This window comes from uncultured Pelagibacterium sp. (assembly GCF_963972885.1).
GTDB lineage: Bacteria > Pseudomonadota > Alphaproteobacteria > Rhizobiales > Devosiaceae > Pelagibacterium > Pelagibacterium nitratireducens.
This window is the reverse complement of sequence record NZ_CAXAXY010000037.1, coordinates 1-24,936: the sequence shown is the minus strand read 5'-3', so window position 1 is coordinate 24,936 and position 24,936 is coordinate 1. Positions and strand designations below refer to the sequence as shown.

The window sequence follows — 24,936 nt, the reverse complement described above, 5'->3', positions numbered from 1 at the left end:
TTCAGGATTTGATTGACTCAAATCCTTGGCTCTAAGCCCTTGTTTTGTCGCGTGTTGCGAGCCGCAAAACCGTTTCCATCCCCGATCGCGTCGAGGACATGCTTTTGCCGGGCACGCTCTAGACGATCTCGCGACCCGCGGCCCGGAGCACCTGGGCCGCGTTGATTTCATCACCCAGTGCAGTGAGCGCCGTTGCCACGATGCCCGAGCGATCGAGCCCGGCCTGGGCATACATATCGCCCTGGCCGGCCTGTTCGATATAGCGATCAGGCATGACGAGCGGGCGGAATTTCAAACCATTGTCGAGCAGGCCGAGCTGGGCCATCCGGGTCGCGACATGGGATCCGAAACCACCGATCGCGCCTTCCTCGACGGTGATCAGCACCGCGTGTTCGCGGGCGAGGCGCGCAAGCAATTCCTCATCGAGCGGCTTGGCAAAGCGGGCGTCGGCGACGGTGGTCGAAAAGCCATATGTGCCGAGTGTTTCGGCGGCGGCCATGCATTCGGCCAGCCTTGTACCAAATGAAAGCAGCGCGATGGTCGTGCCTTCCTTGAGCACCCGGCCCTTGCCGATGGTGAGCGGAACGCCGGTTTGGGGCATGTCCACGCCGACCCCTTCGCCGCGCGGATAGCGGAAGGCGATGGGGCCTTCGTCGTAAGCTGCGGCGGTCGCCACCATATGGCGCAGTTCGGCCTCATCCCCGGCGGCCATCACCACCATGGAGGGCAGGGTGGCCAGATAGGCGACGTCGAACGCGCCGGCATGGGTGGGACCATCGGCGCCGACATAACCCGCCCTGTCGATAGGAAAGCGCACCGGCAGTTTCTGAATCGCCACATCGTGGACAATCTGGTCATAGGCGCGCTGCAGGAAGGTCGAATAGATGGTGCAGAAGGGTTTGAGCCCCTCGGTCGCCAGCCCGGCGGCGAAGGTCACCGCGTGCTGTTCGGCAATGCCGACATCGAAGCTGCGCTCGGGGAAGTGTTTTGAAAACTTGTCGATGCCGGTGCCGCCCGGCATGGCGGCGGTGATCGCAACGATCGCCTCGTCCTTTTGCGCTTCGGCAATCAGGCTCTCGGCAAAGACCGAGGTGTATGACGGCGCGTTGGATGGGGCCTTGGCCTGGGCGCCGGTGATGACGTTGAATTTGGATACGCCGTGATATTTGTCCGCCGATTCTTCGGCCGGGGCATAACCCTTGCCTTTTTGGGTGACGACATGGATCAGGATGGGGCCGGTTTCGGCGTCGCGGACGTTGCGCAGCACGGGCAACAAATGATCGAGGTTGTGGCCGTCGATAGGCCCGACATAATAAAAGCCCAGCTCTTCAAACAGCGTGCCGCCGGTCCAGAAGCCCCGTGCATATTCCTCGGTCTTGCGGGCCTTGTCCTTGATGAAGGGAGGCATCACGCTATCGACGAACTGTTTTGCGGCGTCGCGCAGGCCACGATAGGCGGGGCCGGAAACCAGTTTGGCGAGATAGGCGCTCATCGCGCCGGTGGGGGGGGCGATGGACATGTCATTGTCGTTTAAAATGACGATGAGGCGCGCGTCCATGGCGCCGGCATTGTTCATGGCTTCGTAGGCCATGCCGGCCGAAATGGCGCCGTCGCCGATTACGGCAATCACGTTGCGCTTTTCGCCCTTGAGTTCAGAGCCCACGGCCATGCCCAGGCCGGCCGAAATCGAGGTCGACGAATGCCCGGCGCCGAACGGGTCGTATTCGCTCTCGCCGCGCTTGGTGAAGCCTGAGAGCCCGTCTTTCTGGCGCAAGGTACGGATGCGGTCGCGGCGGCCGGTGAGAACCTTGTGCGGGTAGGCCTGGTGACCGACGTCGAAAACGATGCGGTCGTTGGGCGTATCGAAAATATGGTGCAGGGCCACGGTGAGTTCGACAACGCCCAGACCGGCGCCAAGATGGCCGCCGGTGACCGAAACCGCATCGATCACCTCGGCACGAAGCTCGCTTGCAAGATCGGCCAGTTGCTCGCGCTTCAATCCCTTGAGATCGGCAGGAGAAGCGATGGTATCGAGCAGCGGGGTTGCTGGTTTATCGGACACTTAGTTGGCCTTATGACTGACTTCGAACGGCATCACCATGCTGACCTGATGTAGTCAGCCGGCGCCGTTTTGGCAACCAAAGAGGACCAGACTGTGTCAGTTGGCCTGGCTGTCGTAATGAACCCAGATGGTTTGGCCCGGCGTGAATTCTGAGCTCGAATGGCCCAGGGAGGCGGTGCGGGCAAAACCGGTGGCGAGTGTTACATCGTCGCCCGCTGTCGTGGGGGTATCGGGAGCGCCTTCGAAGGCGAACTGGCTGCTCGACAGGGTTGCGGAGGCCAGCAGTGTCGTGTCGCTGGCTGCCAGTTGAGGCGCATAAAGCGTTCCGGCGTCAACAGCAAGGCTGGCCATGGCATTGGCCGTCGCGGCGTCCGGCTCGCTCGATTCTGTGGCCTCAGCGGCGCCCGGCATGACGACACCGTCAAACAGGGAGGCGAAGGCGTCGAGTTCGGAAGACGGATCGACAGAGGCAGCCTCGATGGTGTCGCCAAAGCTGGGGCGCATCGAAAGCTCGGTTGTCGGAAGCGGGGCGGCGGGCGCAACCGAAGCTGCGATAGCGGGGGTAAATTGCGGCCGCGGTTGAGGAGTCGGTGCCTCCTCTACATCGGCCAGCTCGAACGAGCCGCCGCCCGAGGGCGCATAGGCCGAAGGGGTTGTGGCGCGCAATTCGGCCATGGCGCGCGACATCGAGGGGGGCAAGGGGGCATCTTCGATGCCGTCGGTATCGGCCATGGCGACCTGGCGGGTCATTTCGGCGGCATCGATCACCTGGAAGGGGATCGTCTGCGGTTCGGGCGTACCGGCGACCATGGTACCCGCGATCAGATCAGCCGGGCGGACCGGCGGGGCGGGGGGTTCGATACTGGCGAGCTGAACGGGCGCCGTGTCACGGTCCGCAGCCTGGGCCGGGGCGGACGCCTGAACGGGCGCGGGAGCCGATGCCACCGCCTGCGGGGCCGATTGGGGTGCTGCATCCTCATCGCCGCCGGTGATCATGTCCCAGAGTGTACGCGGACGATCGCTGTCGGCCACCTGCACGGCGCCTCCGGTCATGGGGCTGCCGGCGTTACAGGGCACGCGATGGCAGCGCTGCCATTCGGCCTGGGCCAGCTGATAGCCTTCCTGGGACAGAACGCGTCCATTGGAGGGAACGTGCATGGTGCGGCCATCGGGGAACAGGTCGCGAAGCTGGGCCTCGGTCATGCGTGGCCAGGCGCGCACCGAACCGGTATCGAGGTGGACGAACGGACTGCCCGAGGTGGGGTAATATCCCACGCCACCGATCTGCTTGCGCATGCCGGCTGCTCGCAGCGTAGAGATGGGAACGCCGGGAATGAAAAAGTCGATCGCCTTGCCCTTCATGTGCTGGGAATTGTCAGCAACGCCGGACGAATTGGCGGCCAGCATGGCGTTGGTCTGGGGCGAGCGATAGGCGGAAACGATGTGGATGGGCTGGGTGGCGCGGGTTTCCTGATAAACTTCCCACAAAAGATCGAACAGCGCGGGGTCCATGTTGGCCGGCTCGTTGCGGCGCCAATCGCGCAAGAATACGTTGAGCGTCTGGAGCGCCGACTGAATGAACCGTCCGTCGCGCTTGTAAACGATGCGGATCGTTTCCTTGGTGTGGGTATAATAGAGATAGATTTCGCGCTCGTTGGCGGCCTGGGCCGGAAAGGCGAACGGCAACAGGCTGGCCAATGCGATTGCCAGGGCCAGAACCGCCCGCATCATCTTATCGACTGGTTGAAAAGCCCTAATACGCGTCACGCCCGGTTAGCCCGTTTTTGTGTCAAACTCGACGGCACTCTAACAACAAACTCATGCGAGATTGTTAACGCTAACGGGATGTGTACGCCAGCCCGCGCTTTGCCCTCAGGTTTGCAGGCTAGGCGAAAAAGGCGGCGCGAGCATGGCAGGAACGTTACCGGGACCTTAACGGTCCCGGCCATGGCATTGGCTCAGAGGCCAAGCATTTCAATGACTTTGGCGTTGTGACCATAAAGATCGGCGAACGATTTGACGGTCCCGTCGGGATCGATCCGCAACGTAAAATAGGCCAGATGGACAGGGACCTGCTGGTCCATGTTGAACCAACGCTCACTGCCGCCCAGCGTGCCTTCGAGCGAGGCGACGGTGAGGCTGGGCTCATGCTGGAGCAGGGCTTCGGCAAAACCGAACGGGTCCTGAACGCGCACGCACCCATGACTGAGCGCCCGCATCGAGCGGTCAAACAGGTATCGCGCATTGGTGTCGTGCAGATAGACGTCGTGGGAGTTTGGGAACAGGAATTTCACCTGCCCCAGCGCGTTGGAGGTGCCTGGCTTCTGGCGCACGCGGAACATGGACGGGCTGGCGCGCGACCAGTCCACCATCCAGGGGTCGATGGCGTTGCCCTGATAGATCAGTTCCATATTCTGGCTGGCGATATAGTTGGGATTGCGCGCCACTTGGGGGAAGATTTCGGCGCTCAGGATCGAGGACGGCACGTTCCAATACGGGTTTGTGACGACGTGACGGATCATGTCGGAAAACAGCGGCGTCTGGTTCTTGGCGGTGCCCACGATGATCCGCGTGTCCCAGACCGAGCGGCCCTCCCGGTTCACGTCGAGGCGGAATTCGGGAATGTTGACGAAGACGTTGAACGTGCCGAGATCCTCGGGCATCCAGCGCCAGCGTTCCATGTTGGCGACGATATCGGCACGGGTGGCACCGTTTGCCCCGTTGATGGCGGCAATGGTCGCTGGGCCGACCACACCGTCGGGGTTGAGGCCGATGGTGGTCTGGAACGCTTCGACCGCTTGGGCCAGCGCGGCATCGTAAACCAGGGGGGCGGTTTGCGCGGTCGCAAGTCCGAGACGCTCACGCAGCGCGGGGACGCGCGGGTCTGCCATCCCGAGTTTGATGAGCTTGCCATCGGCGATCGGAGGCAGGTCCTCGATTTCACCGGCGTAGTGGCTGGCCAGCAGGTCGCGCAGGGCGATAAATTCGGGATGGTTCGGGTGATAGCTCAAAAGGACAGTCGCCGGGTCGGACGCCTCGGCCACTGCCGAAAACAGTTCGGCCTCGTCCACGCTCTTGGACGCGAGGTCGATATAGCCCGACACCGAGCGCGGGTCGAGCCGGCCGGTATGAGCATCGTTTGCATAATGGAGGATGGCCGCTGAAAACTCGGCTTCGAGGGAAGCCAGTGCCGCAGGATCGCCGGCGGCGGCGTCGAGCTTGGCCATATCGATGCTGTAATCGTTCGGATCGAGGCCCTGAAGATAGGCATCCTCGAAGACGGCCAGGATCTGCTTGGCAGCACCGGAAAAAACGATGCCGTCGTCGGTTTCGGTCAGCCAGAGCGGCTCGAAATGGCGGGCACCGTAGAAATAATAGAGCCGGGACGCATCGTCAGCAGCCCGGCCGGAGGGCGCTTGGGCCATGGCGTCGCGCAGGCCGTCGCGAATTGTCTGCTCAAGCGTGTTGCGCGGCGGCGCGATCATGATGCGCGTCGCCTGGACGCCATCGACCATCACCGTTTCGAACGCGGTGGCCGTCGCGCTGAAACCAAGAAGTGAAATGCCCGCAAAGGCGCCCACAAGGAGCGCTTTGAGCCCGGAGTTCAAAGTCTTCATCATGCCGCACCAAGCCATCGGCGCATCCGTCCGCCCTGCTGGCGAATCTTTCCTATGCGCGAACCGGAGAAAGTTTAGCGGGTTTGCGGTCGCCTGCAAGCAACGTGCCGGGTTCGTGAACGGGTTCATCAGGTCTTTGCGGCTTTCAGGCAACATCGGCTGCTCCTTCGAGCCCATATTCCTTGAGCTTGCGGTAAAGGGTCGAACGCCCGATGCCTAATTGGCGGGCGACCTGGGCCATGCGACCGGCATTGTGATCAATGGCAAAGGCGATCAGATCCTTTTCGATGTCGGCCAATGGCAGCACGTTGCCGGCCGCATCGAGGAACCGGTCGGGGATGGCGATGGGCGTTGTATCGGGTAGGCGCGGCATCGCCGGAGCGTTGTCGATATGGACGGGCGCCAACGGTGTGAAACCTGCGGGGCGATCGCTGTGCGCGGCGTCGCGGCCCTTTTCAGCAGCGAGGATTTGCGGGAAATCCTCGGGCAACAGTACAGGATGTTCGGCCAGAACGACGGCGCGGAATACGGCGTTTTCGAGCTGGCGGATATTGCCCGGCCAATCGAAAGCGAGGAGCATATCGAGCGCCTGGGGGGAAATCGCGGTGACCCGGCGGCCCTCTTCGGCAGCGAAGCGGGCGATGAAATGATCGACGAGACCGGCGATGTCATCGCGGCGCTCGCGCAGCGGCGGCAGGTAGATGGGAAAGACGTTGAGGCGGTAGAAGAGGTCCTCGCGGAACGCGCCGTCCCGCGCCAGATTGAGCAGGCGCCTGTTGGTCGCCGAGATCACCCGGACGTTGACCTTTGTGGGGCGTGAGGCGCCGACCGGCTCGATCTCACCTTCCTGGAGGGCGCGCAACAGCTTGACCTGCGTATCGAGGGGGAGTTCGCCCACTTCGTCGAGAAACAGCGTACCATTATGGGCTTCGCGGAATTTGCCCGGTGCGTCGGAGGTGGCGCCGGTAAAGGCGCCCTTGACGTGGCCGAACAGAATCGATTCCACAAGATTGGCGGGGATGGCGCCGCAATTGACCGTGATGAACGGCTTGCCGGCCCGGTCGCCCGAGCCCTGGATGGCGCGGGCGAGCAACTCTTTGCCCACTCCGGATTCGCCCTCGATCAGGACGGGGATGGTGCTGGCGGCAGCTTTCTTGCCCAGCGCCATGGTGCGCGTCATCGCCTCGCTTTTGGTGATGATGTGGGCAAACGAAAAACTGCCCTCGCGGCGGGCGCGTTCGGCCTTGAGACTGGATTCGAGCGTTCCGAGTTTGAGGGCATTGCGCAGGGAAATGGTGATGCGTTCGGGGGCGACGGGTTTTACGAAGAAATCGACGGCGCCCAGCCGCATGGCGGAAATGACGGTATCGAGCGAGGTCTGGGCGGTCTGGACGATGACGGGAATCGCGATGGTCTCGCGCCGCAGCGCCTCGAGCACCGCCATGCCGTCCATTTCGGGCATGACCATATCGAGGATCATGGCGCCGATACCCGGTTTTGTGCGAAGCAGATCGAGGGCCGCTGCACCCGAATCCGCTGTCAGTGCGGTAAACCCGGCCTTGGCGACGACTTCCGAGGTCAGACGAGATTGAATGGGATCATCGTCGACGATCAGAACCTTGTGCATATGCAACGCAACTCCAGCCTACAAACGCCGGCGCACGCGAATCGAGAGTGTGCCGATTTGGGTCAGGCTAGGCGGGATCGATTAACAGGGTTTTAAGGGTGGACCGTGGGGCCATGCCGCCTTGTTGTCTTACAGGGCGCTCTGTAAGGTGCCACAAAAACAGGATCGCCGGAGCCTTGCCAATGTCTGTGTCCCAGCCGCAATCGACCCACAACCAGTTCGGCCAGTTGCCGGAATGGGATTTGAGCGATCTCTACCCCGGTGTCGAGTCCGATGCACTCAAGGCCGACATGGCGTTCCTCGATACCGAAACCAAAGCCTTCGAAGCCGATTTCAAGGGCAAGCTCGACGGGCTTGCGAAAACGGGTGGGTTGATCGATGCGGTCAGGCGCTATGAAAAGCTCGACGAGGTTTTCGGACGGCTCGGATCTTTCGCCTATCTCAATTATGCGCAGAACACCGGCGATGGTGACCGGGTGAAATTTCTGGGCGACACGCAGGACAAGATGACCGGGCTTTCGACCCGCATCCTGTTTTTCACGCTCGAGATCAACCGGATCGAGGACGGGGTGCTCGACGCGGCGTTCGAAAACAGCGCCGATCTGGCGCGCTACAAGCCGTGGTTCGATGAATTGCGCAAGTCGCGGCCCTATCAGCTCGAAGACCGGGTGGAAGAGCTGTTCCACGACAAATACGTCACCGGGCATGCCGCCTGGAACCGGCTGTTTGACGAAACCATGGCTTCGCTCAAATTCGAAATCGATGGCGAAACGCTGGGGCTCGAGCAGACGCTCAATCTCTTGAGCGACAAACACGAAGACAAGCGCGCGGCAGCGTTCAAGGGGCTGAGCGCAACGCTTTCGGCCAACAAGAAGCTCTTTGCCCACATCACCAATGTGATGGCCAAGGACAAGGAAATTTCCGACCGCTGGCGCGGCTATGAGGATGTTGCCGACAGCCGTCACCTTGCCAATTCGGTTGAACGCGACGTTGTCGATGCGCTGGAAAAAGCCGTGCGCGATGCCTATCCGCGCCTATCGCACCGCTATTACCAGATGAAGGCCAAATGGTTCGGCAAGGACAAGCTCGACGCCTGGGACCGCAATGCGCCGCTGCCGACATCGGACGACAGGATTTTCGACTGGGAAACGGCAAAGACCACAGTGCTCGACGCCTATGGCCGGTTCTCGCCAAAACTGGTGGAGGTGGCGCAGCCGTTTTTCGACAGCGGGTGGATCGATGCGGCGGTCAAGCCCAACAAGGCGCCGGGCGCTTTTGCGCATCCCACGGTGACGACGGCGCACCCCTACTTGATGCTCAACTATATGGGCCGCACCCGCGATGTGATGACCTTGGCCCACGAGTTGGGCCACGGGGTGCATCAGCGGCTGGCGGCGGGGCAGGGCGAGCTTATGGCGCCCACGCCGCTCACGTTGGCGGAAACGGCGAGCGTTTTCGGCGAAATGCTGACCTTCAGGGCCATTCTCGATGCGACGAGCGATCCCAAGCAGCGGTTTGCGCTGATCGCCAGCAAAATCGAGGACATGCTCAATACCGTCGTGCGGCAGATCTCGTTTTACACGCTGGAGCGCAAGATCCATCTGGCACGACGCGAAGGGGAATTGCGGCCCGAGGAGATCGAAGCGTTCTGGATGGAAACCTCGACCGAAAGCCTCGGACCGGGAATCAGGCTCAACGACGGCTATGAAGTCCTTTGGAGCTATATCGGGCATTTCATTCACGCTCCGTTCTATGTCTATGCCTATGCATTCGGCGATTGCCTTGTGAACTCGCTCTACGCACAGTATGAAAAGTCCAGTGACGGATTTGCCGAAAAGTATTTCGACATGTTGAGCGCCGGGGGCTCGAAGCATCATTCCGAACTGCTAGCGCCATTCGGACTGGATGCCCGCGATCCGCAATTCTGGTCGCTGGGGCTGTCCATGATCGAAAGACTCATTGACGAACTGGAACAAACTCAGCCCTAAAGGGCGCCCATTCAGACTCGAAAAATTCAGGGGAAAGCTGCGATGGCCGAACAACAGGTCGCATCTTATTCAGACAAGCCGATCAGCGAAAAGCAGAAGGAAAAGGAATTCGAGGAGCATACGGGCACGTATGCGGCATTCCTTTCCGGCACCAAGTGGAGCGTGATCTCCACGGCAGTAATACTGGTGATCCTGTATCTGATCTTCGTCCACTAGATCTCCCGACTCAGGGGGAAGTGGCTATTCTTGCTGCCGGCCATATGAGGTAGGGTTTCATGAAAATTGCCGTAATGCGCGAGCGCGTGGGGGGAGAGCCCCGCGTTGCAGCGACGCCCGAGACGATCGCCAAGCTCATCGGGTTTGGCGCAACCGTGAGCGTCGAAAAAGGGGCGGGGGAAGCATCGCGCATCCTCGACCAGTTTTACACCGATGCCGGGGCGAAGGTCGAGGCGAGCGCTGCGGCGGCTGTCAAGGGCGCCGATGTGATCCTTGCAGTCCGGCGTCCCGAAGCATCGGCTCTTGCCGGTGCCGCCAAGGGCGCTTTGGTTCTGGCCACTGCCGACCCGTTCGGCAATGAAGCGGCGCTGGCCGCGCTGGCCAAGGCAGGGGTCTCGATCTTCGCCATGGAGTTGATGCCGCGCATCACGCGGGCCCAGGTGATGGACATCTTGTCCAGCCAGGCCAACCTTGCCGGGTATCAGGCGGTCATCGAAGCCTCGATGGTTTATGACCGGGCGTTGCCGATGATGATGACGGCGGCGGGCACGGTACGCGCCGCCAAGGTGTTCGTCATGGGGGCCGGCGTTGCCGGGCTGCAGGCCATTGCCACGGCAAAGCGTCTCGGCGCGGCCGTTTCGGCCACCGACGTGCGCGCCGCAGCGGGCGAGCAGGTCGAATCGCTGGGCGCCAAGTTCATCATGACCGAGGCGCTCAAAGACGCTTCTGGCACGGGCGGATATGCGCGGGAATTGACCAAGGACGAACAGGCGGCGCAGGCTGAACTGGTTTCGGGGCATATCGCCAAACAGGACATCGTCGTCACCACGGCGCTGATCCCCGGGCGTCCGGCACCCAAACTGATCACCAAGGCAATGGTTGAATCGATGGCGCCGGGTTCGGTGCTTGTCGATCTCGCCGCCGAGCGGGGCGGCAATATCGAATTGACGGTTCCCGGACAGACGATCGTGCACAAGGACGTAACGATCATCGGGCTGCTCAATCTGCAGGGCAAGATTGCTGCGACGGCCTCCCAGCTCTATTCCAAGAACCTTCTGGCCTTCCTTGAAACCATGATCGACAAGGACGCCAAGGGCCTCAAGGTCGATTGGGAGGACGAGCTGGTCAAGGCAACGCTTCTGACCCGCGACGGCGCCGTCGTGCATCCGAACTTTGCCGGGGCAGCCGATGCCGCGCCGGCCGACAAGAGGGCTCCGGCCAAAGCGACTGCCAAGGCGCCCGCCAAGACGGCGGCCACGGGCAAGACCGCAGCTACCAAGGCTGCACCGAAGGCCGAGAGCAAGCCGACGGCCAAGGCGCCGGCCAAGACCGGGGCTTCGGGCAAGGGACGGGCCGCCAAGGTGGCGACCGCGGGTGCGGTGTCGGTTCCGGCCGAAGACAAGCCGGTGGCCAAGCCTGCTGCAAAATCGGCGGCGGCAAAGAGCTCGCCCGCAAGCACGTCAGCACCCAAGGCGCCGGCGACCAAAAAGCTGGCCACCAAAACCGCTGCAGCGCGCAAACCGGCAGCGAAAAGCACAGCAGCCAAAAAGCCCGCAGCGAAAAAGCCTGCGGTCAAAAAGACGGATGGAGACGTATAATGGGCGGTGTCGTCGATCCCTTTTTCTTTTTCCTCTCGGTGTTCGTCCTGGCGATCTTCGTGGGCTACTACGTCGTCTGGTCGGTCACACCGGCTCTTCATACCCCCCTTATGGCGGTGACCAACGCGATCTCCTCGGTGATCGTGGTGGGGGCGCTGCTTGCCGTTGGCGTTGCATCGATCGGTGAACCCGGCCCGGCCCGCTGGTTCGGCTTTTTCGCGCTGATCCTTGCATCGGTGAATATCTTCGGGGGCTTCCTCGTCACCCAGCGCATGCTGGCGATGTACAAGAAGAAGGGCTAGGACACATGATTTCCGCAAACATCGCGGCCCTGGCCTATCTGGTCGCCGGGGCGCTGTTCATTCTGGCGCTGCGCGGGCTGTCGTCGCCGACTACGGCGCGTCGGGGCAACACCATGGGCATGGTCGGTATGACCATTGCCGTTTTGACAACGCTGGCCATTGCCGCCCCCACCGATCCGTTCGCCTGGGTTCTGATCATCGGCGGTCTGGCCATCGGCGGCGGCATCGGGGCGTTTATCGCACGCGGCGTGCCGATGACGGCCATGCCACAGCTGGTCGCTGCCTTCCACTCGCTGGTCGGCCTTGCCGCCGTGTTCGTGGCGGCCGCAGCGCTTTATGCGCCGGTTGCTTTCGGCATCGGCGAGCCGGGGCATATCCACATGCAGGCGCTCATTGAAATGAGCATCGGCACGGCGATCGGCGCGTTCACTTTCACCGGGTCGGTCATTGCTTTCGCCAAGCTCGATGGGCGCATGAGCGGCAAGCCGATCCTGTTGCCGGCCCGGCATCTGCTCCATCTGGGGCTGGGTGCGTTGCTGGTCATTTTGATTGGTGTGTTCTCGGTGACGCAGGATCCGATCCTGTTCTGGATCATCACCCTGATTGCGCTGATCCTAGGCGGGCTGATGATCATCCCGATCGGTGGCGCCGACATGCCGGTGGTGGTCTCCATGCTCAACTCCTATTCGGGTTGGGCGGCGGCGGGCATCGGCTTTACCGTTGAGAACACGGCTCTGATCATTACCGGCGCGCTGGTGGGGTCGTCGGGCGCGATCCTGTCCTACATCATGTGCAAGGCCATGAACCGGAGCTTTATTTCGGTGATCCTTGGCGGGTTCGGGGGCGATGATGCCGCTGCGGCCTCTGGTGATGTGGAAGAGCGCCCCGTCAAGCAGGGCTCGGCCGAAGACGCGGCCTTCATCATGCAGAACGCGTCCAAAGTCATTATCGTGCCCGGTTACGGCATGGCTGTGGCCCAGGCCCAGCATGCGCTGCGCGAAATGGCCGATGAGCTCAAGGCAGCCGGGGTGGATGTATCCTATGCCGTTCACCCGGTGGCGGGCCGCATGCCGGGGCACATGAACGTGCTGCTGTCCGAAGCCAATGTGCCCTATGACGAAGTGTTCGAGCTCGAGGACATCAACTCCGAGTTTTCGCGGGCCGATGTGGCGTTCGTCATCGGCGCCAATGACGTCACCAACCCTTCGGCCAAGACCGACAAGGCCTCGCCGATCTACGGCATGCCCGTTCTCGATGTGGAAAAGGCGGGCACTGTGCTGTTCATCAAGCGCGGCATGGCAGCGGGTTACGCCGGGGTGCAGAACGAATTGTTCTTCCGCGACAACACCATGATGTTGTTCGGGGACGCCAAGAAGATGACCGAATCCATCGTCAAGGCGTTCGATCACTGATCACAAAGGGCCCTTCGGGGCCCTTTTCTTTTTTGGTCTGGCGCTCCACTCTCCATCATGGACACACTGAGCCTTTCCACCCTTTTGGCATTTTTTGCCACCGCAATCGCCGTCGAGCTGACGCCCGGACCCAACATGGCCTATTTGGCCATTCTGGGGGTCGACAGGGGCAGGGTGGCGGGGATTTTTGCAGTGGCCGGTGTGGCGCTGGGTCTGGCTATTGTCGGCGGGCTGGCGGCCATCGGACTTGCGGCACTGATCAGCGAGGTTGACTGGCTGTATCAAGCGGTGCGGTGGGCCGGGGTGCTCTATCTGGTCTGGCTTGGATACGATACCTGGCGCGATTCGCGCCGTCCGGTCGAACAGCACACGCTGACGGTCTCGAACTGGATTTTCTTTCGCCGCGGCCTCATCACCAATTTGCTCAATCCCAAGGCGGCAGCCTTTTATCTGTCCGTGCTACCCAATTTCCTTGCGGATGGGGCGATGCCCTCGGCCTTTCTGACGCTTGCGGCGGTCTATGTGCTCGCGGCCACGCTGGTTCATATCGCCATCGTTCTGGGAGCGTCGGCGCTGCAGCCCTATTTTGTGCAGCCACATCATCGCGAGCGACTGGGCATCGTTTTCGGTCTCTTGCTGGTCGTTATCGCCATCTGGCTGTTGATTGCCACCCGATCCTGATCCCGTGTTTTTGTCCTGGTTACATCGATGTGCGTACTTGAGCGGTTTGGCGCCAATGGCCATGTTGTCGTCAACGCAAAGGATACACGATGACCCAATCCATCCGCATCGATCTGTTCACCGATGTCGTATGCCCCTGGTGCCTGATCGGCACGGCGCGGCTTGATCAGGCGCTGGCGACGCTGCCTGAGGACGTAAACGTCGAGATCTTGCATCACCCGTTCCTGCTCGATCCGACGACGCCGGAAGAAGGGCAGAACACCAAGGAAAGGCTCAAGGCAAAATATGGCGGCGATATCGATGCCATGCAGGCGCGGGTCGAGGGCGCGGCGCGCGATGCCGGGGTGCCGCTGGACATGAGCGTGCAGCCGATGAGCTATCCCACCATCAAGCCGCATACGCTGATCCGCTCGGCAGCGCCCGAACACCAGTATGGTCTGGCCAAGGCATTTGCGGCCGCTTATTTCCTCGAGGGCAAGGACATCACAGACGATGACCTCCTGGCCGATATCGCTGCCGAGCACGGCTATGCGCGCGAAGTGGCGCTCAAGCTGATTGCCGATGAGGCCGAGAACAGCACAACCAAAGCGATGGCGGTTTCGGCCAGCCAACAGGGCATCAACGGTGTGCCGTTCTTTATCTTCAACAACCAGTTTGCCATTTCCGGAGGTCAGCCGCTCGAGGTTTTCCAGCGGGCGTTTCGCGTGGCGTTGGGCCAGGAAGAGCTGACCTAGACGATCCGTTCTCCCGGCGGTATCACGGACAGGGTCCGCCGGGAGGAAATCGGAAATGTTCAAGAAGATCGCCATTGGCGTTCTGGTCTTGGTGATTGTCGTTTACGGTGGGCTGCTGGCCTATCTTTACGTCAATCAGCGGGCGTTTTTCTTTTATCCTGCCGGGGAGATTTTCGATCCGGTTGCAGTGGGGGTCGATGCCGAGATCGTCACCATTCCCACCAGCAATGACGAGGTGATCACCGGCTGGTATGCGCCGCCGTCAGCCGGTGAACCCACGATCCTGTACCTCAAGGGCAATTCTGGAAGCTTTTCGGCCGAATACGATCGGTTTCTTTCGTTCACTGAAGCGGGATACGGTTTTTTGTCGGTCGATTATCGCGGCTTTCCGCTGTCGCCGGGCGAAATCACCCAGGACAATGTGCTGGCCGATGCCATCGCGGCGTTCGATTGGCTCGACGAGCGCGAGGACAATATCGCGGTCTGGGGCCGTTCGTTGGGAGCATCGCCCGCCGTGTGGGTCGCCAGCCAACGCGCGGCCGAGGCGGTGCTCCTGGAAACCCCGTTCTATTCGGCGGTGAGCGTGGCCGCCGAACGGTATCCTTTTGCGCCGGTCGCCTGGCTGATGCTCGACCAGTTCCGGTCCAACGACTGGATCGGGGCGGTCGAGGAGCCGGTCTTTGTGGCGCATGGTACCGCCGATCGAACGGTGAGCGTTTCGAACGGCGAGCGGCTCTATGCGGACGCGCCAAATCCTTACGATATCTGGATCGAGGAGGGGGCGGATCATTCCGATCTGTGGGCGCGCGGGATCTGGGAGCGGGCTCAGGCGTTCTTTGCTGATACAGCACAGGGAGGCTGAAAATGCCGAAATTTCTGGCGATCTATACGGGAACCGCAACTGCAACCGAGAAGGCGCAGGCCGACGGCCGGGTGGACGAAGCAGCGGGGATGAAAGCCTGGGGCGAATGGATGGAAGCCAACGCATCGCGCGTGGTCGATGCCGGCGGGCCGCTGGGCAAGACAAAGAAGGTCGGTCCGGACGGTATTGCCGACATCACAAATACCGCTGCGGCGTATGTGATCGTTGAGGCAGCCGACCATCAGGCGGCCGCGGAGATGTTTCGCAATCATGCCCATTTCACCCATTTCCCGGGTGAAGGTGTCGAGGTGATGCCGATCCTTGATATGCCCGGAGCCTAGGCAAATAAAAACGCCGCCCCAAGGGACGGCGTTTTTCTGCAAATACGTTCATGTCGAACAGTCGCAGATGCAAGAGATTTCGCGCTTTGCGAAGCCCTCTTAGCGACGACCGCCGGTTACAACACCAGCCTCGCGCTGTGCACGCTTACGAGCAAGCTTGCGGGCGCGGCGGATCGCCTCGGCCTTCTGCCGTGCCTTCTTTTCAGAAGGCTTCTCGTAATAGTTGCGCAGCTTCATTTCGCGAAACACACCTTCGCGCTGCAACTTCTTTTTCAGCGCCCGAAGCGCCTGATCGACATTGTTATCGCGAACGACTACTTGCACGCGGAACACCCGCCCTTTCGGTTAGAATTTCGGCTGATATCAAACGCCGGAGGCCAAAAGCAATCCAGCGCCGACCGACACTTGCCGGTCACCGTGGCCGCGGTAGTTACCAGAAGAGTCGGGCCGTGTCCACCGGCGAGGCCCGGAATCTGTGCTTTTTGTCAGTCTTCGGGGAGCCTGACGATATTGAGGTGGCCCATCTTGCGGCCGGCCCGGGCTTCGGCCTTGCCGTAGACATGGGGCTGGATGTTGCCCGTCGACCGCGCGGCTGTGGCAAAGATTTCCTCGCCGAGCAGATTTTCCATCACCACGCCAGCCAGCCGCGTGGTGTCGCCCAGTGGCCAGCCGCAAATGGCGCGAATGTGATTCTCGAACTGATCGGTGATGCAGACGGCCTGGGTCCAGTGGCCGGAATTGTGGACACGGGGGGCGATTTCGTTGACCAGGATCTGCGGATCGTCGCCATCGGATACGACGAAAAATTCAACGCCCATGGTGCCGACATAATCGAGCGCGGTTGCAATGTCGGCGGCGACGGCCCTGGCCTTGATCACCACGGCATCGGAAACGGTGGCGGGCAGGGTCGAGGTCTTGAGGATGTGGTTGCGGTGAATGTTTTCGGCCGGATCGTAGGTGACCACGGCCCCATCGGCGCCACGCACCACGATGACCGAGATTTCCTTTTCGAACGGGACATAGGCTTCGAGAACCAAAGGGGCGCCCGGTTCAAGCTCGGCAAAGGCGCCTTCGAGGTCGTCAGGCTTGGCGATCATGCGCTGGCCCTTGCCGTCATAGCCCAGCCGTGTGGTCTTGAGGACGGCAGGAAGACCGATTTCGGCGACTGCCGCCTGCAACTCGTCGAGGCTGGCGACAGCGCGATAGGGCGCGATGGCAACACCGGCGCGGCTCAGAAAGCTCTTTTCGGCCAGGCGATCCTGGCTGACTTCGAGTGCCTTGGCGCCCGGGCGCAGCGGCACGTTGTCGGCGATGACCTTTGCGGTGGCCAGCGGCACGTTCTCGAACTCGTAGGTCACAACGTCGACGCCGCCCGCAAAGGCCCTCAGGGCTGCGACATCATCATAGCCGGCAATGGTTTTGGTGGGGGTGACATCGAAAGCGGGGCTTTGCGGGTCCGGGCAGTAGATATGGGTCTTCATGCCCAACTGGCTTGCCGCTAGAGAGAGCATGCGCCCAAGCTGGCCGCCGCCCAGAATGCCGATGGAACTGCCGGGCTGGAGAGGGTGGCTGTCAGTCATCGTCCTTGGGAAACTCCGCAACTGCGTTGGTCTGGCGGGTGCGCCACTCGGTGAGCCGTGCCGCAAGCTCTTCATCGGCGAGCGAGAGGATCGAGGCGGCAAGCAGCGCTGCGTTGATCGCGCCGGCCTTGCCGATGGCCAGGGTGCCGACCGGAACGCCGCCGGGCATCTGGACGATCGAGAGCAGGCTATCCTGCCCGTGCAGGGCCTTGCTTTCCACGGGCACGCCCAGCACCGGCAGTGTGGTCATCGACGCAATCATACCCGGCAGGTGCGCGGCGCCACCGGCCCCGGCAATGATGACCTGAAAGCCGTCCTCGCGCGCCGTTGTGGCGAAATCGACCATGCGCAGCGGGGTCCGGTGCGCCGAGACGATGCGCGCTTCATAATCGAGCCTGAGTGCCTCGAGCGTTTCGGCGGCAAAGCGCATTGTGGGCCAGTCCGACTGGCTGCCCATGACGATTGCGATAGGAGGAGATGAAACCAAGAGCCCGGCCCTCAATTGGCTAAAGCGTGGCTGTATCCGATAAGCCAAAAAGGTTCAAGCCGCAGCATCTGTTGGCAGGTGCAGGGAACGAAAGCCGGCGCATGGCGTTTTGAGATCGCGGGGTCCAGACGGGCTTGGATTGGGAAACAGTAGATGGACACGAAACCGCCGGTTACCCCGGCGCCTTCGCTGATGGGCTTCCAGCCGGTCGCGGCGATTTTGACCTTCGTTCTGATTGTTGCCGTGCTCTATCTGGGGCGCGGTATTTTCGTGCCGCTGGTTCTGGCTGTGCTGCTCGCCTTTGCCCTGGGTCCGGTCGTTCACAGCCTGCGTCGGGTCGGAACGCCTCATATTGCTGCGGTTATTGTCTCGGTGCTGGCGGTGCTTGCGCTGATTTCGGGTGTCGCCTATCTGGCATTTTCGCAGATGCTTTCGCTGGCATCCGATCTGCCGCGCTATCAGGCAACGATCAGCGAGAAGCTCCGGATGCTCCAGGAGACGTTCGGGGGCGGGCAGGTCATAGACAGGCTCGTCGCCACTATCGAACGGCTGGGCGCGCAGGTGGAGGCCAGCGCCGAGACGCTGGCCGAGCAGGGTCCCGAACCGATCCAGGTGGTCATAGCCGATAACGGCATGGGGTCGCTCGAAACAGCTCAGACGGTGTTTTTCTCGATCATCGGTCCGCTGGCGTCGGTCCTGATCGTTACGATCTTTCTCATATTCCTGTTGCTTGAGCGCGAGGAGTTGCGCGACCGGTTTCTCAAGCTGGCCAGTCGCGGCGATCTGCGCGCCAGCACCGAGGCCATGAACGAAGCCAGCGCCCGCGTTGGCCGCTATCTTCTGGCTCAGGCGACAATCAGCGCCGGTTATGGGACGCTCTTCGGGGCGGGTCTTTTTGTGCTTGGCGTCCCCAACGCGGTCCTTTGGGGTCTGTTGGCGAGCGTATTTCGCTATATCCCGTTCGTGGGTACGCTGATGATTGCAACCATTCCGATCCTGTTGGCGGTGGCTGTCGATCCGGGCTGGACGATGCTGTTCGGGGTCATCGGGCTCTACCTGGTGCTCGAAGTGGTGTCCAACAACATTGTCGAACCGCGGCTTTATGGCACCTCGACGGGGCTGACCCCGCTTGCGGTGCTGGTCGCCGCAATGTTCTGGGCCACGCTGTGGGGCCCGATCGGGCTGATTGTCTCCATGCCGCTGACGGTGTGTATCGTGGTCATGGCGCGCTATGTGCCCGGTCTGGGCTTTATCGAAACCATACTGGGCAGCGCGCCGGTGCTGCTGCCCCAGGAGCGGTTTTATCAAAGGCTGATCTCGGGCAATGTCGAAGAAGCGACCGACCTTGCCGACCGCGAAATCGAAAAGGATGGAATTGCGGCGTTTTACGACGATATCGCCGTGCCGGCCCTGCGGCTGGCCGAAGCCGATATCGCGGGCGATCTCGCCGATCCCTCCCATCGCCATCGTGTGGTGGAGACCCTTTCCGAGGTGCTTGACGATATTGCCGAAACCGTGCCCGACAACGGGGAGGATGGTGCGCGTATCCGGGTGTTCGGAGGCAAGACCGAGCTCGATCAGGCCATGGCGCTCATGGTCGCCGAACGGGTGCGGGCGCGTGGCTTTTCGGCTCAGGTGATGGCACCGGTGGCGTTGCGCAAGGAGGGCATCGCCCAGATCGACCTGTCGCAGACCGAGGTGGCATGCCTTTGCTATCTTGGGCAGAAACCTGACGTGTATGCGCGCTATGCGGCCCGCCGCCTCAAGCGTATCAAGCCGGAAATGGTCGTGGTCGCCGGTTATTTCCATCCCGAATACAATGGCGGACGGGGAGAAGGCACCACCGACGAGATCGATGTGGTGGCCCATTCGATTGCGCTGGCCGAGCATGCAATCGCTCTTGCGCTGGGGGGACACGGTATGGTGGCCCAAGACGATCCCGATGCGGTCCCGCAATTGCGCCTTTCGGCCCGGGCCATTTCGGCACAGGCTGCCGCAGACCCAGACATTTCACGATCGCTGCGGCGGCTGGCGCGGTCGGCCAACACGACGGTGGCGATGGTGACCATCGTGCCTCTTATCGATTCAGGCGGCGACGGTTCCAACAAAAGCCATTCCGAACATCTGGCCCACGAAGTGCTCAAGAAGTCGGGAACGCTGATTATCGAAGATCTGCAACACTCGCCCTACGCCCATCTGCGGACTGTCGTGGAAAGCGGAGTGAGGGCTTATGGGGGCGTCCCGGTTCCGCTCGAAGACGGACAGTTGGGCGCGGTGCTGGCAATTTTCGATCAGGCGCCCAGCCTCTACGATGAGGCGCAAATCGCTTTGCTCGAAAAGGCCGTCCTCCCGCTAGCCGCAGAGATCAGGGACCTCTTGCTGCGACGCGAGGCCGAGGAAGACGAAGCCGTCGCTTAGCGGGCTCCAGGACCTCGTCTTAACACCTGTGCAACCCGGATCGGCTCTAACCTCGTGTTTTGTCGCGTGTCCGAACCGCAAAACCGTTTCCATCCCCGATCGGGTCGAGGACATGCTCCATTTCCGAAGAATGCTTTAGTGAGCGTGGCCGTCGTCGAAATCCTCGCTGCCCGTCTGCCAGTACCCGGCGGCCTTGATCCAGTCGGGGTTGTGTCTGCGCTCGTCCACCATGTGGTGACGCACCGCCTTGCTCATGGCGCTTTCGCCCGCAACGAAGATGTAGCCGTCGCCGCTGGGCAGTTCCAGGGCCTGAACGGCTCCAAGCAACCTGTGGGGATCGCCCGGCTGGGCACCTTCGCGGCTCAGCCAGTGGATCTCGGCATGGTCGGGCGCGTCGATTTTCTGGATTTCGCCATTGTCGGCAATCTCGATGACGGCGATGGCGCGGGCGTCGCGCGGCAATTCCTCGAGCCGGCGGGAAATGGCGGGAAGCGCGGTTTCATCGCCGACGAGCAGATACCAGTCGAAATCGCCCCGGACGAGGAACGAACCGCGCGGGCCCCCGACCCCTATCGTGTCGCCCGGACCTGCGTTTTGTGCCCAGCCCGACGCCGGGCCGTCGCCATGCAGTACGAAATCGAGCGTCAGGGTGCGGGCGGCGTTGTCGTAGTAACGGGGCGTATAGTCGCGCGCCTCGGGGCGTTTGCCATCGGGAAAAACCAGCCCGTTTTCTCCGCGTTCGGGAACCGGAAAGTCGTTTGCACCCGGCTCGGGGAAGAACACCTTGCAGTGATCGTCATAGGCAAGGGAAACAAAGCTTTCGAAATCGTCCGAGGTGAGCGTGATCCGCGCCATCAGCGGCGTGATGCGCTCGGATTTGACCACCTTTGCAACCCTGAATTTGAGTTCATGACGAACGCGTTCGACAAGACGGGCATGTTGGGTCATCGCAAATCATCCTCAAAAAGCTCGAGGCTGACCTACAAATGATGAGGCATTAAGTCAACTTAACATAATGTCACGCTATTATGTCGGGGAGGATGATCCGCTCGATCTGGACGATCCGGTCCTTGAGGGCCAGCTTGCGCTTCTTGAGCCGCTGGATCAGCGTGATGTCGGCCAGCCCCGATGCCGTCAGGGTATGAATTGCGGCGTCGAGATCGGCGTGTTCCTGGCGTTTGGTGGCCAGTTCAAGCCCGAGCCGTGCTTCGATTTCCTTGTCCAATGGCAGCATGATTGTTTTCCCACAGGACCCGTACCAGAGCGCGATTGGCCCCAATCGAGTCGGTTCGGCACTCTAAGCCATTGTTTTATTGTGCTCTCGAACCGGGAAAATCTGCAGCGTTCTCCCAGCGCGCTCCAGCCTCTTTCTGCCATAGATTTGCCATTGGACAAAGGCCGCAAAGAATGTGACGATACTGTCGTCCAATGATGAAAGGAGTGGCCATGACCTCACAGACTTACATCACTTCCCTGGAGCGGCGGCATCAGGATTTGGAACGAAAGATCAGCGAAGAAATGCGCCATCCGGCCCGCGATGCGCTGCTGATCGCCGCTCTCAAGCGTAAGAAACTTGAACTCAAGGACCAGTTGGTGCGCGCTCAGTACGAGACCACTCACTAAGGTCCATTCATAGACTTGTGATTTCTGTGAGGCCACGGCGAAAGCTGCGGCCTTTTTTAGTGTCCGCGGTCAGGCGAAAAACAATCCGGCAAGACCGTCATAGATCAGCTTGAGCGAGAGCAGGAAAATCAGGATATAGGCCACCCTGTAGAAAAGACCTGCATCGATACGCCTGACCAGAAACACGCCGAGCACCATGCCGGCAATCGCCGCAGGCACGAGATAGAGCGCGGCCTGCATGTTGGCGAGTGAAAGCTGGCCGAGGACGAAATAGAACGGGATCTTGCTGGCATTGATTACGGCAAAGAATACAGCGTTGGTGCCCGCGAAAAGCGCTGGCGGCAGCCGCATGGGCAGCATGTAGATCTGAACCGGGGGGCCGCCCGTGTGGCTCACAAAGCTGGTAAACCCGGCAACCGAACCCCAGAACGTTCCCCAGGGCCGCGATGGCGGCAGGCCCTCGAGTTTCTTGCGCAAGGGAAGCCAGGCGTCGAGCACGAAGGCCAGCGTGATCAGGCCGATGGCCAGGCGCACCATGGCCTCGCTGACCACAGCCGAAAGCGAAAAGGCGATCAACGTTCCGACCATGGCGCCGGGCAGCAGTATCCAGAACACTTTCCAGGCGACTTCACGCCGATAGGCGATCAGCGCGATGATATCCATGATGATCAGCAGCGGCAGCATCATGCCGGCGGCGTCGCGAGCCGGCATGACCAGGGTCAGCAAAGGCACGCCGACCACGCCCAGGCTCGCGACCAGACCGGATTTCGACAGAGCAACGAGAAAGACTGCGAGCGCAGCGACAAGAAAGAACGTCAATTGAAACATGGGGATTGGACGGGGAACAGGGCGGCATAGCGTGGGCAAATGGCCCTGATGTCAAGTCCGGGACGCCCAGAACCGTAGCCCCGATAGCGAACGCCGAACGGAAAACGGCCCGCTGCGGTGGGGCAGCGGGCCGTCTGAAGCCAGGATAACAGCAGAACTATTCGCGGTCGTCGGCGTCCGCATCGTCGCCTTTGAGCGATTTGAGCTTGGCAAAGACCGATTCGGCTTCGCGCTCGGCATCGTAATTGTCCTGGGCAGGCGTATGAGTGGATTCTTCGCCTTCCTGGGGCTCATACTGGGCGCGGTTGAGCGCTTCCTCTGCGGTCATCAGGCGTGTGCCCTCGGGCGCGTCCTCGGTGATCCCGGCGGTGCGGGCCGCCTTGCGCACTTCCATGTCCAATTCCATCTGCGAGCACAACCCGAGCGTAACAGGATCCATGGCGGTCAGATTGGCCGCGTTCCAGTGGGTGTTTTCGCGTACGGATTCGATGGTGGACTTGGTGGTGCCCACCAGGCGCATGATCTGGGCATCCTTGAGTTCGGGATGGTTGCGGACCAGCCATTTGATGGCATTGGGACGCTCGTGGCGGCGCGAGGTCGGCGTGTAGCGCGGGCCACGGCGCTTGGGGGCTGCCACCTTGACCTTGGGCTCGGAGATTTTCAGCCTGTAGTTCTCGTCGGCTTCGCCCTTGGCGATCTCCTCGCGGTTGAGCTGGCCGTTCTGGATCGGGTTTACACCGCGGATACCGCCAGCGACGTCGCCATCGGCGATGCCCTGGACCTCGAGCGGATGCAGGGTGCAGAAATCGGCGATCTGCTTGAAGGTCAGCCCTGTGTTTTCGACCAGCCAGACGGCGGTCGCCTTGGGCATGAGCAATTGTGTGGCCATGGGTAAATCTCTCCTGTGCTGCGGCCCGGTGTTCCTCCGAACCGCCCGCCTCGCCAATCTGGAATGAGGGGGAATTTGGCGCTCAATATAGGGGCCAAAAGCCGATCATGCAATCAGCAATCACACGGCGCCGGTTTCCAGCGGATCGGGGCTGCCGACCGGTTCACTCTGCGGAGTCGGTTCGGGTGGGTAGCCGTTGATGACCAGATCGAGGATTTCGGGATCGCGCATCCCACGCAGATTGAGGTGGTCGGCATCCTCGACCGACATGAACACCCCGTGCGGTGCGACGGCGAACAGGCGGCGGCCGAGAAACGCGGGAACCACAGTGTCGCGCTCGCCATGGACGATCACTATGGTATCGGCCCGACTGCCCGCGATGCGGCGCGAGGAAAAGAAGGTGTCGCGCACCAATTGCCCGGGCAGGAACGGCATGGTGGCGGCGACGACGTCGGGCAGGGACGAAAAGGGCGCTTCAAGGACGAGCGCCTGGCTGGGATAGCGCTCCGACATGGCGACGGCGACCCCGGTCCCCAGCGAATGGCCGATAAAGACCAGCCGGCTGCCGGGGGCGTGGCTCTGGGCATAGGCGATGGCGGCTTCGGCATCGAGCAGCAGTCCCTCTTCGCTTGGCGTGCCGGTTGAACCGGGATAGCCGCGATAGGCAAACGAGAGGACGCCAAAGCCCGCATCGGCCCATGGCGCACTGCCGAACCTTACAGCCTGCGGCTCGGGAACGCTGCCATTGCCGTGAAAGGCAACGATCATCGGTGCGCCTTCGATCGGAGGCTTGAAATAGGCCTTGAGCCTCTCCCCGTCGGCGGTCTCAAGCGTCACACGCTCGAAATCGGGACCGACCATGGCTGCAAAGGGCAGGGCGTTAACGAAACGGCGGGGGAAGACCATCTCGCGCTGGAAGGTATAGGCGACAGCCACCACCAGCAGATAAAGGATCAGCGAGGCCAGCACGAGGCCGCCGACAAGGCGCAGGGTAGTCTGGTTCATCCAGCCTTCAATCAAGATATCGATCATACCGGTCGCGCCCCCGGACGCTCCAAAATCATCGCAAGAGTGCGTGGTGGCAAGTGTGGTTGTGAGCTTTGACGCAATCGTGACCGATCCGTTGCCAAACCGACACATGGGGACCGGGTCCGACGGCTGGGTGTCAGGTCAGCCGGATTTCGCCGGTGTCACAATCGATGCTGGCCGTCCCGCCATAGGGCAGCGTAACGATCGGATCGGTGTGGCCGAAATCGAGATTGCCGATGACCGGCATGTCTTTCAGGCCGCGCTCGTCAAGCGCGCCGAGGACTGCTGCCTCTTGGGCCGCTTGTCCCGCTCCATCCATGCCGGCGGGACGGGAGAGCAACACCCCATTGATGCGATCAAGAATACCTTGCGCGGCAAGATTGCGCATCCAGCGGGTGACATGATCGGCGCCAGGCGCCTCTTCAGATGATTCGAGAAAGAGCACCGCACCGTTCCAATAGTCGAGCGGCGGCCACCATGGTGTTGCTTTGAGCATCTCGAGAACCTCGAAGCACCCCCCGATCAAGCGACCGCTCACCATGCCGCTGCCGCGCAGGATCCACGGGCCCGAGGAGGGGTGGCGCTCACGGGGTCGGATCTGGTTTTGGGGATCGGACCAGTCGAGTAGCTGGTCGGTCCACC

Annotated in this window: 22 protein-coding genes and 2 pseudogenes; 11 read left to right on the top strand and 13 right to left on the bottom strand. The window is 61.6% G+C overall.

Annotation, left to right across the window (positions count from 1 at the left end; genetic code table 11):
* Positions 1-118 precede the first annotated feature (118 nt).
* The 4 genes from dxs to AACZ55_RS08200 all read right to left on the bottom strand — a co-directional run bounded on the left by dxs (position 119) and on the right by AACZ55_RS08200 (position 7,306).
* Positions 119-2,062 carry a 1-deoxy-D-xylulose-5-phosphate synthase gene (dxs, locus tag AACZ55_RS08215; protein WP_339645060.1) on the bottom strand — a complete coding sequence of 648 codons (1,944 nt, stop codon included), beginning with the start codon at positions 2,060-2,062 and terminating at the stop codon, positions 119-121.
* Between the two features lie 96 nt (positions 2,063-2,158).
* Positions 2,159-3,793 (bottom strand): DUF882 domain-containing protein, encoded by a 1,635-nt coding sequence (locus tag AACZ55_RS08210; protein WP_339645057.1) that lies wholly within the window; start codon positions 3,791-3,793, stop codon positions 2,159-2,161.
* A gap of 227 nt (positions 3,794-4,020) precedes the next feature.
* A complete protein-coding gene (locus tag AACZ55_RS08205; protein WP_339645054.1) occupies positions 4,021-5,682 on the bottom strand; it encodes a L,D-transpeptidase family protein in 1,662 nt (553 codons plus the stop codon).
* Between the two features lie 142 nt (positions 5,683-5,824).
* Positions 5,825-7,306 carry a sigma-54 dependent transcriptional regulator gene (locus AACZ55_RS08200; RefSeq protein ID WP_339645052.1) on the bottom strand — a complete coding sequence of 494 codons (1,482 nt, stop codon included), beginning with the start codon at positions 7,304-7,306 and terminating at the stop codon, positions 5,825-5,827.
* Between the two features lie 182 nt (positions 7,307-7,488).
* Between AACZ55_RS08200 and AACZ55_RS08195 the strand changes: the two genes are divergently transcribed.
* The 9 genes and pseudogenes from AACZ55_RS08195 (at position 7,489) to AACZ55_RS08155 (ending at position 15,440) form a co-directional block, all read left to right on the top strand.
* Positions 7,489-9,294 (top strand): M3 family oligoendopeptidase, encoded by a 1,806-nt coding sequence (locus tag AACZ55_RS08195; RefSeq protein ID WP_339645049.1) that lies wholly within the window; start codon positions 7,489-7,491, stop codon positions 9,292-9,294.
* 42 nt (positions 9,295-9,336) lie between these two features.
* Positions 9,337-9,510 carry an aa3-type cytochrome c oxidase subunit IV gene (locus tag AACZ55_RS08190; protein WP_338609389.1) on the top strand — a complete coding sequence of 58 codons (174 nt, stop codon included), beginning with the start codon at positions 9,337-9,339 and terminating at the stop codon, positions 9,508-9,510.
* 59 nt (positions 9,511-9,569) lie between these two features.
* Entirely contained in the window at positions 9,570-11,108 is a 1,539-nt protein-coding gene (locus AACZ55_RS08185; protein ID WP_339645045.1) for a Re/Si-specific NAD(P)(+) transhydrogenase subunit alpha, read from the top strand.
* A gap of 2 nt (positions 11,109-11,110) precedes the next feature.
* A pseudogene (locus tag AACZ55_RS08180) lies at positions 11,111-11,410 on the top strand (proton-translocating transhydrogenase family protein); the annotation flags it as partial.
* A gap of 8 nt (positions 11,411-11,418) precedes the next feature.
* Positions 11,419-12,822 carry an NAD(P)(+) transhydrogenase (Re/Si-specific) subunit beta gene (locus AACZ55_RS08175; protein ID WP_339645063.1) on the top strand — a complete coding sequence of 468 codons (1,404 nt, stop codon included), beginning with the start codon at positions 11,419-11,421 and terminating at the stop codon, positions 12,820-12,822.
* A 57-nt stretch (positions 12,823-12,879) separates the two neighbouring features.
* The gene (locus AACZ55_RS08170; RefSeq protein ID WP_339645042.1) at positions 12,880-13,503 is read left to right on the top strand and encodes a LysE family translocator; all 624 of its coding nucleotides are present in this window, start codon (positions 12,880-12,882) and stop codon (positions 13,501-13,503) included.
* A gap of 89 nt (positions 13,504-13,592) precedes the next feature.
* The gene (locus AACZ55_RS08165; protein ID WP_339645039.1) at positions 13,593-14,237 is read left to right on the top strand and encodes a DsbA family oxidoreductase; all 645 of its coding nucleotides are present in this window, start codon (positions 13,593-13,595) and stop codon (positions 14,235-14,237) included.
* A gap of 55 nt (positions 14,238-14,292) precedes the next feature.
* Complete coding sequence (locus AACZ55_RS08160) at positions 14,293-15,099, top strand: alpha/beta hydrolase (RefSeq protein ID WP_339645036.1); 807 nt, start codon at positions 14,293-14,295, stop codon at positions 15,097-15,099.
* 2 nt (positions 15,100-15,101) lie between these two features.
* Positions 15,102-15,440: a hypothetical protein gene (locus AACZ55_RS08155; RefSeq protein ID WP_339645033.1), complete on the top strand. Its 339-nt coding sequence runs from the start codon at positions 15,102-15,104 to the stop codon at positions 15,438-15,440.
* Positions 15,441-15,539: 99 nt separating this feature from the next.
* Here AACZ55_RS08155 and rpsU read toward each other — a convergent pair whose 3' ends face one another.
* The 3 genes from rpsU to purE all read right to left on the bottom strand — a co-directional run bounded on the left by rpsU (position 15,540) and on the right by purE (position 17,507).
* A complete protein-coding gene (gene rpsU / locus AACZ55_RS08150) occupies positions 15,540-15,764 on the bottom strand; it encodes a 30S ribosomal protein S21 (RefSeq protein ID WP_041529391.1) in 225 nt (74 codons plus the stop codon).
* A 161-nt stretch (positions 15,765-15,925) separates the two neighbouring features.
* The gene (locus AACZ55_RS08145) at positions 15,926-17,020 is read right to left on the bottom strand and encodes a 5-(carboxyamino)imidazole ribonucleotide synthase (protein ID WP_338609402.1); all 1,095 of its coding nucleotides are present in this window, start codon (positions 17,018-17,020) and stop codon (positions 15,926-15,928) included.
* On the bottom strand, positions 17,013-17,507 hold the full coding sequence (purE, locus tag AACZ55_RS08140; RefSeq protein ID WP_264226592.1) for a 5-(carboxyamino)imidazole ribonucleotide mutase: 495 nt from the start codon (positions 17,505-17,507) through the stop codon (positions 17,013-17,015). The genes AACZ55_RS08145 and purE overlap by 8 nt, the downstream gene beginning before the upstream one ends.
* Before the next feature lie 153 nt (positions 17,508-17,660).
* On the opposite strand from purE, the gene AACZ55_RS08135 reads away from it, so the two are divergent.
* The gene (locus tag AACZ55_RS08135; RefSeq protein WP_339645028.1) at positions 17,661-19,925 is read left to right on the top strand and encodes an AI-2E family transporter; all 2,265 of its coding nucleotides are present in this window, start codon (positions 17,661-17,663) and stop codon (positions 19,923-19,925) included.
* Between the two features lie 135 nt (positions 19,926-20,060).
* On the opposite strand, the gene AACZ55_RS08130 is transcribed toward AACZ55_RS08135, so the two are convergent.
* Both AACZ55_RS08130 and AACZ55_RS08125 read right to left on the bottom strand, forming a co-directional pair.
* The gene (locus AACZ55_RS08130; protein ID WP_339645025.1) at positions 20,061-20,873 is read right to left on the bottom strand and encodes a siderophore-interacting protein; all 813 of its coding nucleotides are present in this window, start codon (positions 20,871-20,873) and stop codon (positions 20,061-20,063) included.
* A gap of 70 nt (positions 20,874-20,943) precedes the next feature.
* Positions 20,944-21,159, bottom strand: coding sequence for a DUF465 domain-containing protein (locus AACZ55_RS08125; RefSeq protein ID WP_338609407.1), 216 nt, complete (start codon positions 21,157-21,159; stop codon positions 20,944-20,946).
* Between the two features lie 212 nt (positions 21,160-21,371).
* On the opposite strand from AACZ55_RS08125, the gene AACZ55_RS08120 reads away from it, so the two are divergent.
* A complete protein-coding gene (locus tag AACZ55_RS08120) occupies positions 21,372-21,548 on the top strand; it encodes a DUF465 domain-containing protein (protein WP_338609408.1) in 177 nt (58 codons plus the stop codon).
* Positions 21,549-21,617: 69 nt separating this feature from the next.
* Here AACZ55_RS08120 and AACZ55_RS08115 read toward each other — a convergent pair whose 3' ends face one another.
* From AACZ55_RS08115 to AACZ55_RS08100, 4 genes and pseudogenes are all read right to left on the bottom strand, one after another.
* A complete protein-coding gene (locus tag AACZ55_RS08115) occupies positions 21,618-22,376 on the bottom strand; it encodes a sulfite exporter TauE/SafE family protein (protein WP_339645021.1) in 759 nt (252 codons plus the stop codon).
* Positions 22,377-22,533: 157 nt separating this feature from the next.
* The gene (locus AACZ55_RS08110) at positions 22,534-23,265 is read right to left on the bottom strand and encodes a cell cycle transcriptional regulator TrcR (RefSeq protein WP_338609411.1); all 732 of its coding nucleotides are present in this window, start codon (positions 23,263-23,265) and stop codon (positions 22,534-22,536) included.
* A 120-nt stretch (positions 23,266-23,385) separates the two neighbouring features.
* The gene (locus tag AACZ55_RS08105) at positions 23,386-24,297 is read right to left on the bottom strand and encodes an alpha/beta hydrolase (protein ID WP_339645017.1); all 912 of its coding nucleotides are present in this window, start codon (positions 24,295-24,297) and stop codon (positions 23,386-23,388) included.
* A 133-nt stretch (positions 24,298-24,430) separates the two neighbouring features.
* Positions 24,431-24,936: pseudogene (locus tag AACZ55_RS08100) on the bottom strand (LD-carboxypeptidase); the annotation flags it as partial.

Bases quoted from the DNA above. Each gene is read 5' to 3' on its own strand.
- AACZ55_RS08135 (WP_339645028.1), top strand. From the start codon at position 17,661: ATGGACACGAAACCGCCGGTTACCCCGGCGCCTTCGCTGATGGGCTTC.
- AACZ55_RS08110 (WP_338609411.1), bottom strand. From the start codon at position 23,265: ATGGCCACACAATTGCTCATGCCCAAGGCGACCGCCGTCTGGCTGGTC.
- AACZ55_RS08190 (WP_338609389.1), top strand. From the start codon at position 9,337: ATGGCCGAACAACAGGTCGCATCTTATTCAGACAAGCCGATCAGCGAA.
- AACZ55_RS08205 (WP_339645054.1), bottom strand. From the start codon at position 5,682: ATGATGAAGACTTTGAACTCCGGGCTCAAAGCGCTCCTTGTGGGCGCC.
- AACZ55_RS08145 (WP_338609402.1), bottom strand. From the start codon at position 17,020: ATGACTGACAGCCACCCTCTCCAGCCCGGCAGTTCCATCGGCATTCTG.
- AACZ55_RS08185 (WP_339645045.1), top strand. From the start codon at position 9,570: ATGAAAATTGCCGTAATGCGCGAGCGCGTGGGGGGAGAGCCCCGCGTT.
- AACZ55_RS08170 (WP_339645042.1), top strand. From the start codon at position 12,880: ATGGACACACTGAGCCTTTCCACCCTTTTGGCATTTTTTGCCACCGCA.
- AACZ55_RS08200 (WP_339645052.1), bottom strand. From the start codon at position 7,306: ATGCACAAGGTTCTGATCGTCGACGATGATCCCATTCAATCTCGTCTG.
- AACZ55_RS08125 (WP_338609407.1), bottom strand. From the start codon at position 21,159: ATGCTGCCATTGGACAAGGAAATCGAAGCACGGCTCGGGCTTGAACTG.
- AACZ55_RS08195 (WP_339645049.1), top strand. From the start codon at position 7,489: ATGTCTGTGTCCCAGCCGCAATCGACCCACAACCAGTTCGGCCAGTTG.
- AACZ55_RS08155 (WP_339645033.1), top strand. From the start codon at position 15,102: ATGCCGAAATTTCTGGCGATCTATACGGGAACCGCAACTGCAACCGAG.
- AACZ55_RS08130 (WP_339645025.1), bottom strand. From the start codon at position 20,873: ATGACCCAACATGCCCGTCTTGTCGAACGCGTTCGTCATGAACTCAAA.
- AACZ55_RS08210 (WP_339645057.1), bottom strand. From the start codon at position 3,793: ATGATGCGGGCGGTTCTGGCCCTGGCAATCGCATTGGCCAGCCTGTTG.
- AACZ55_RS08160 (WP_339645036.1), top strand. From the start codon at position 14,293: ATGTTCAAGAAGATCGCCATTGGCGTTCTGGTCTTGGTGATTGTCGTT.
- AACZ55_RS08115 (WP_339645021.1), bottom strand. From the start codon at position 22,376: ATGTTTCAATTGACGTTCTTTCTTGTCGCTGCGCTCGCAGTCTTTCTC.
- AACZ55_RS08105 (WP_339645017.1), bottom strand. From the start codon at position 24,297: ATGATCGATATCTTGATTGAAGGCTGGATGAACCAGACTACCCTGCGC.
- AACZ55_RS08120 (WP_338609408.1), top strand. From the start codon at position 21,372: ATGACCTCACAGACTTACATCACTTCCCTGGAGCGGCGGCATCAGGAT.
- AACZ55_RS08165 (WP_339645039.1), top strand. From the start codon at position 13,593: ATGACCCAATCCATCCGCATCGATCTGTTCACCGATGTCGTATGCCCC.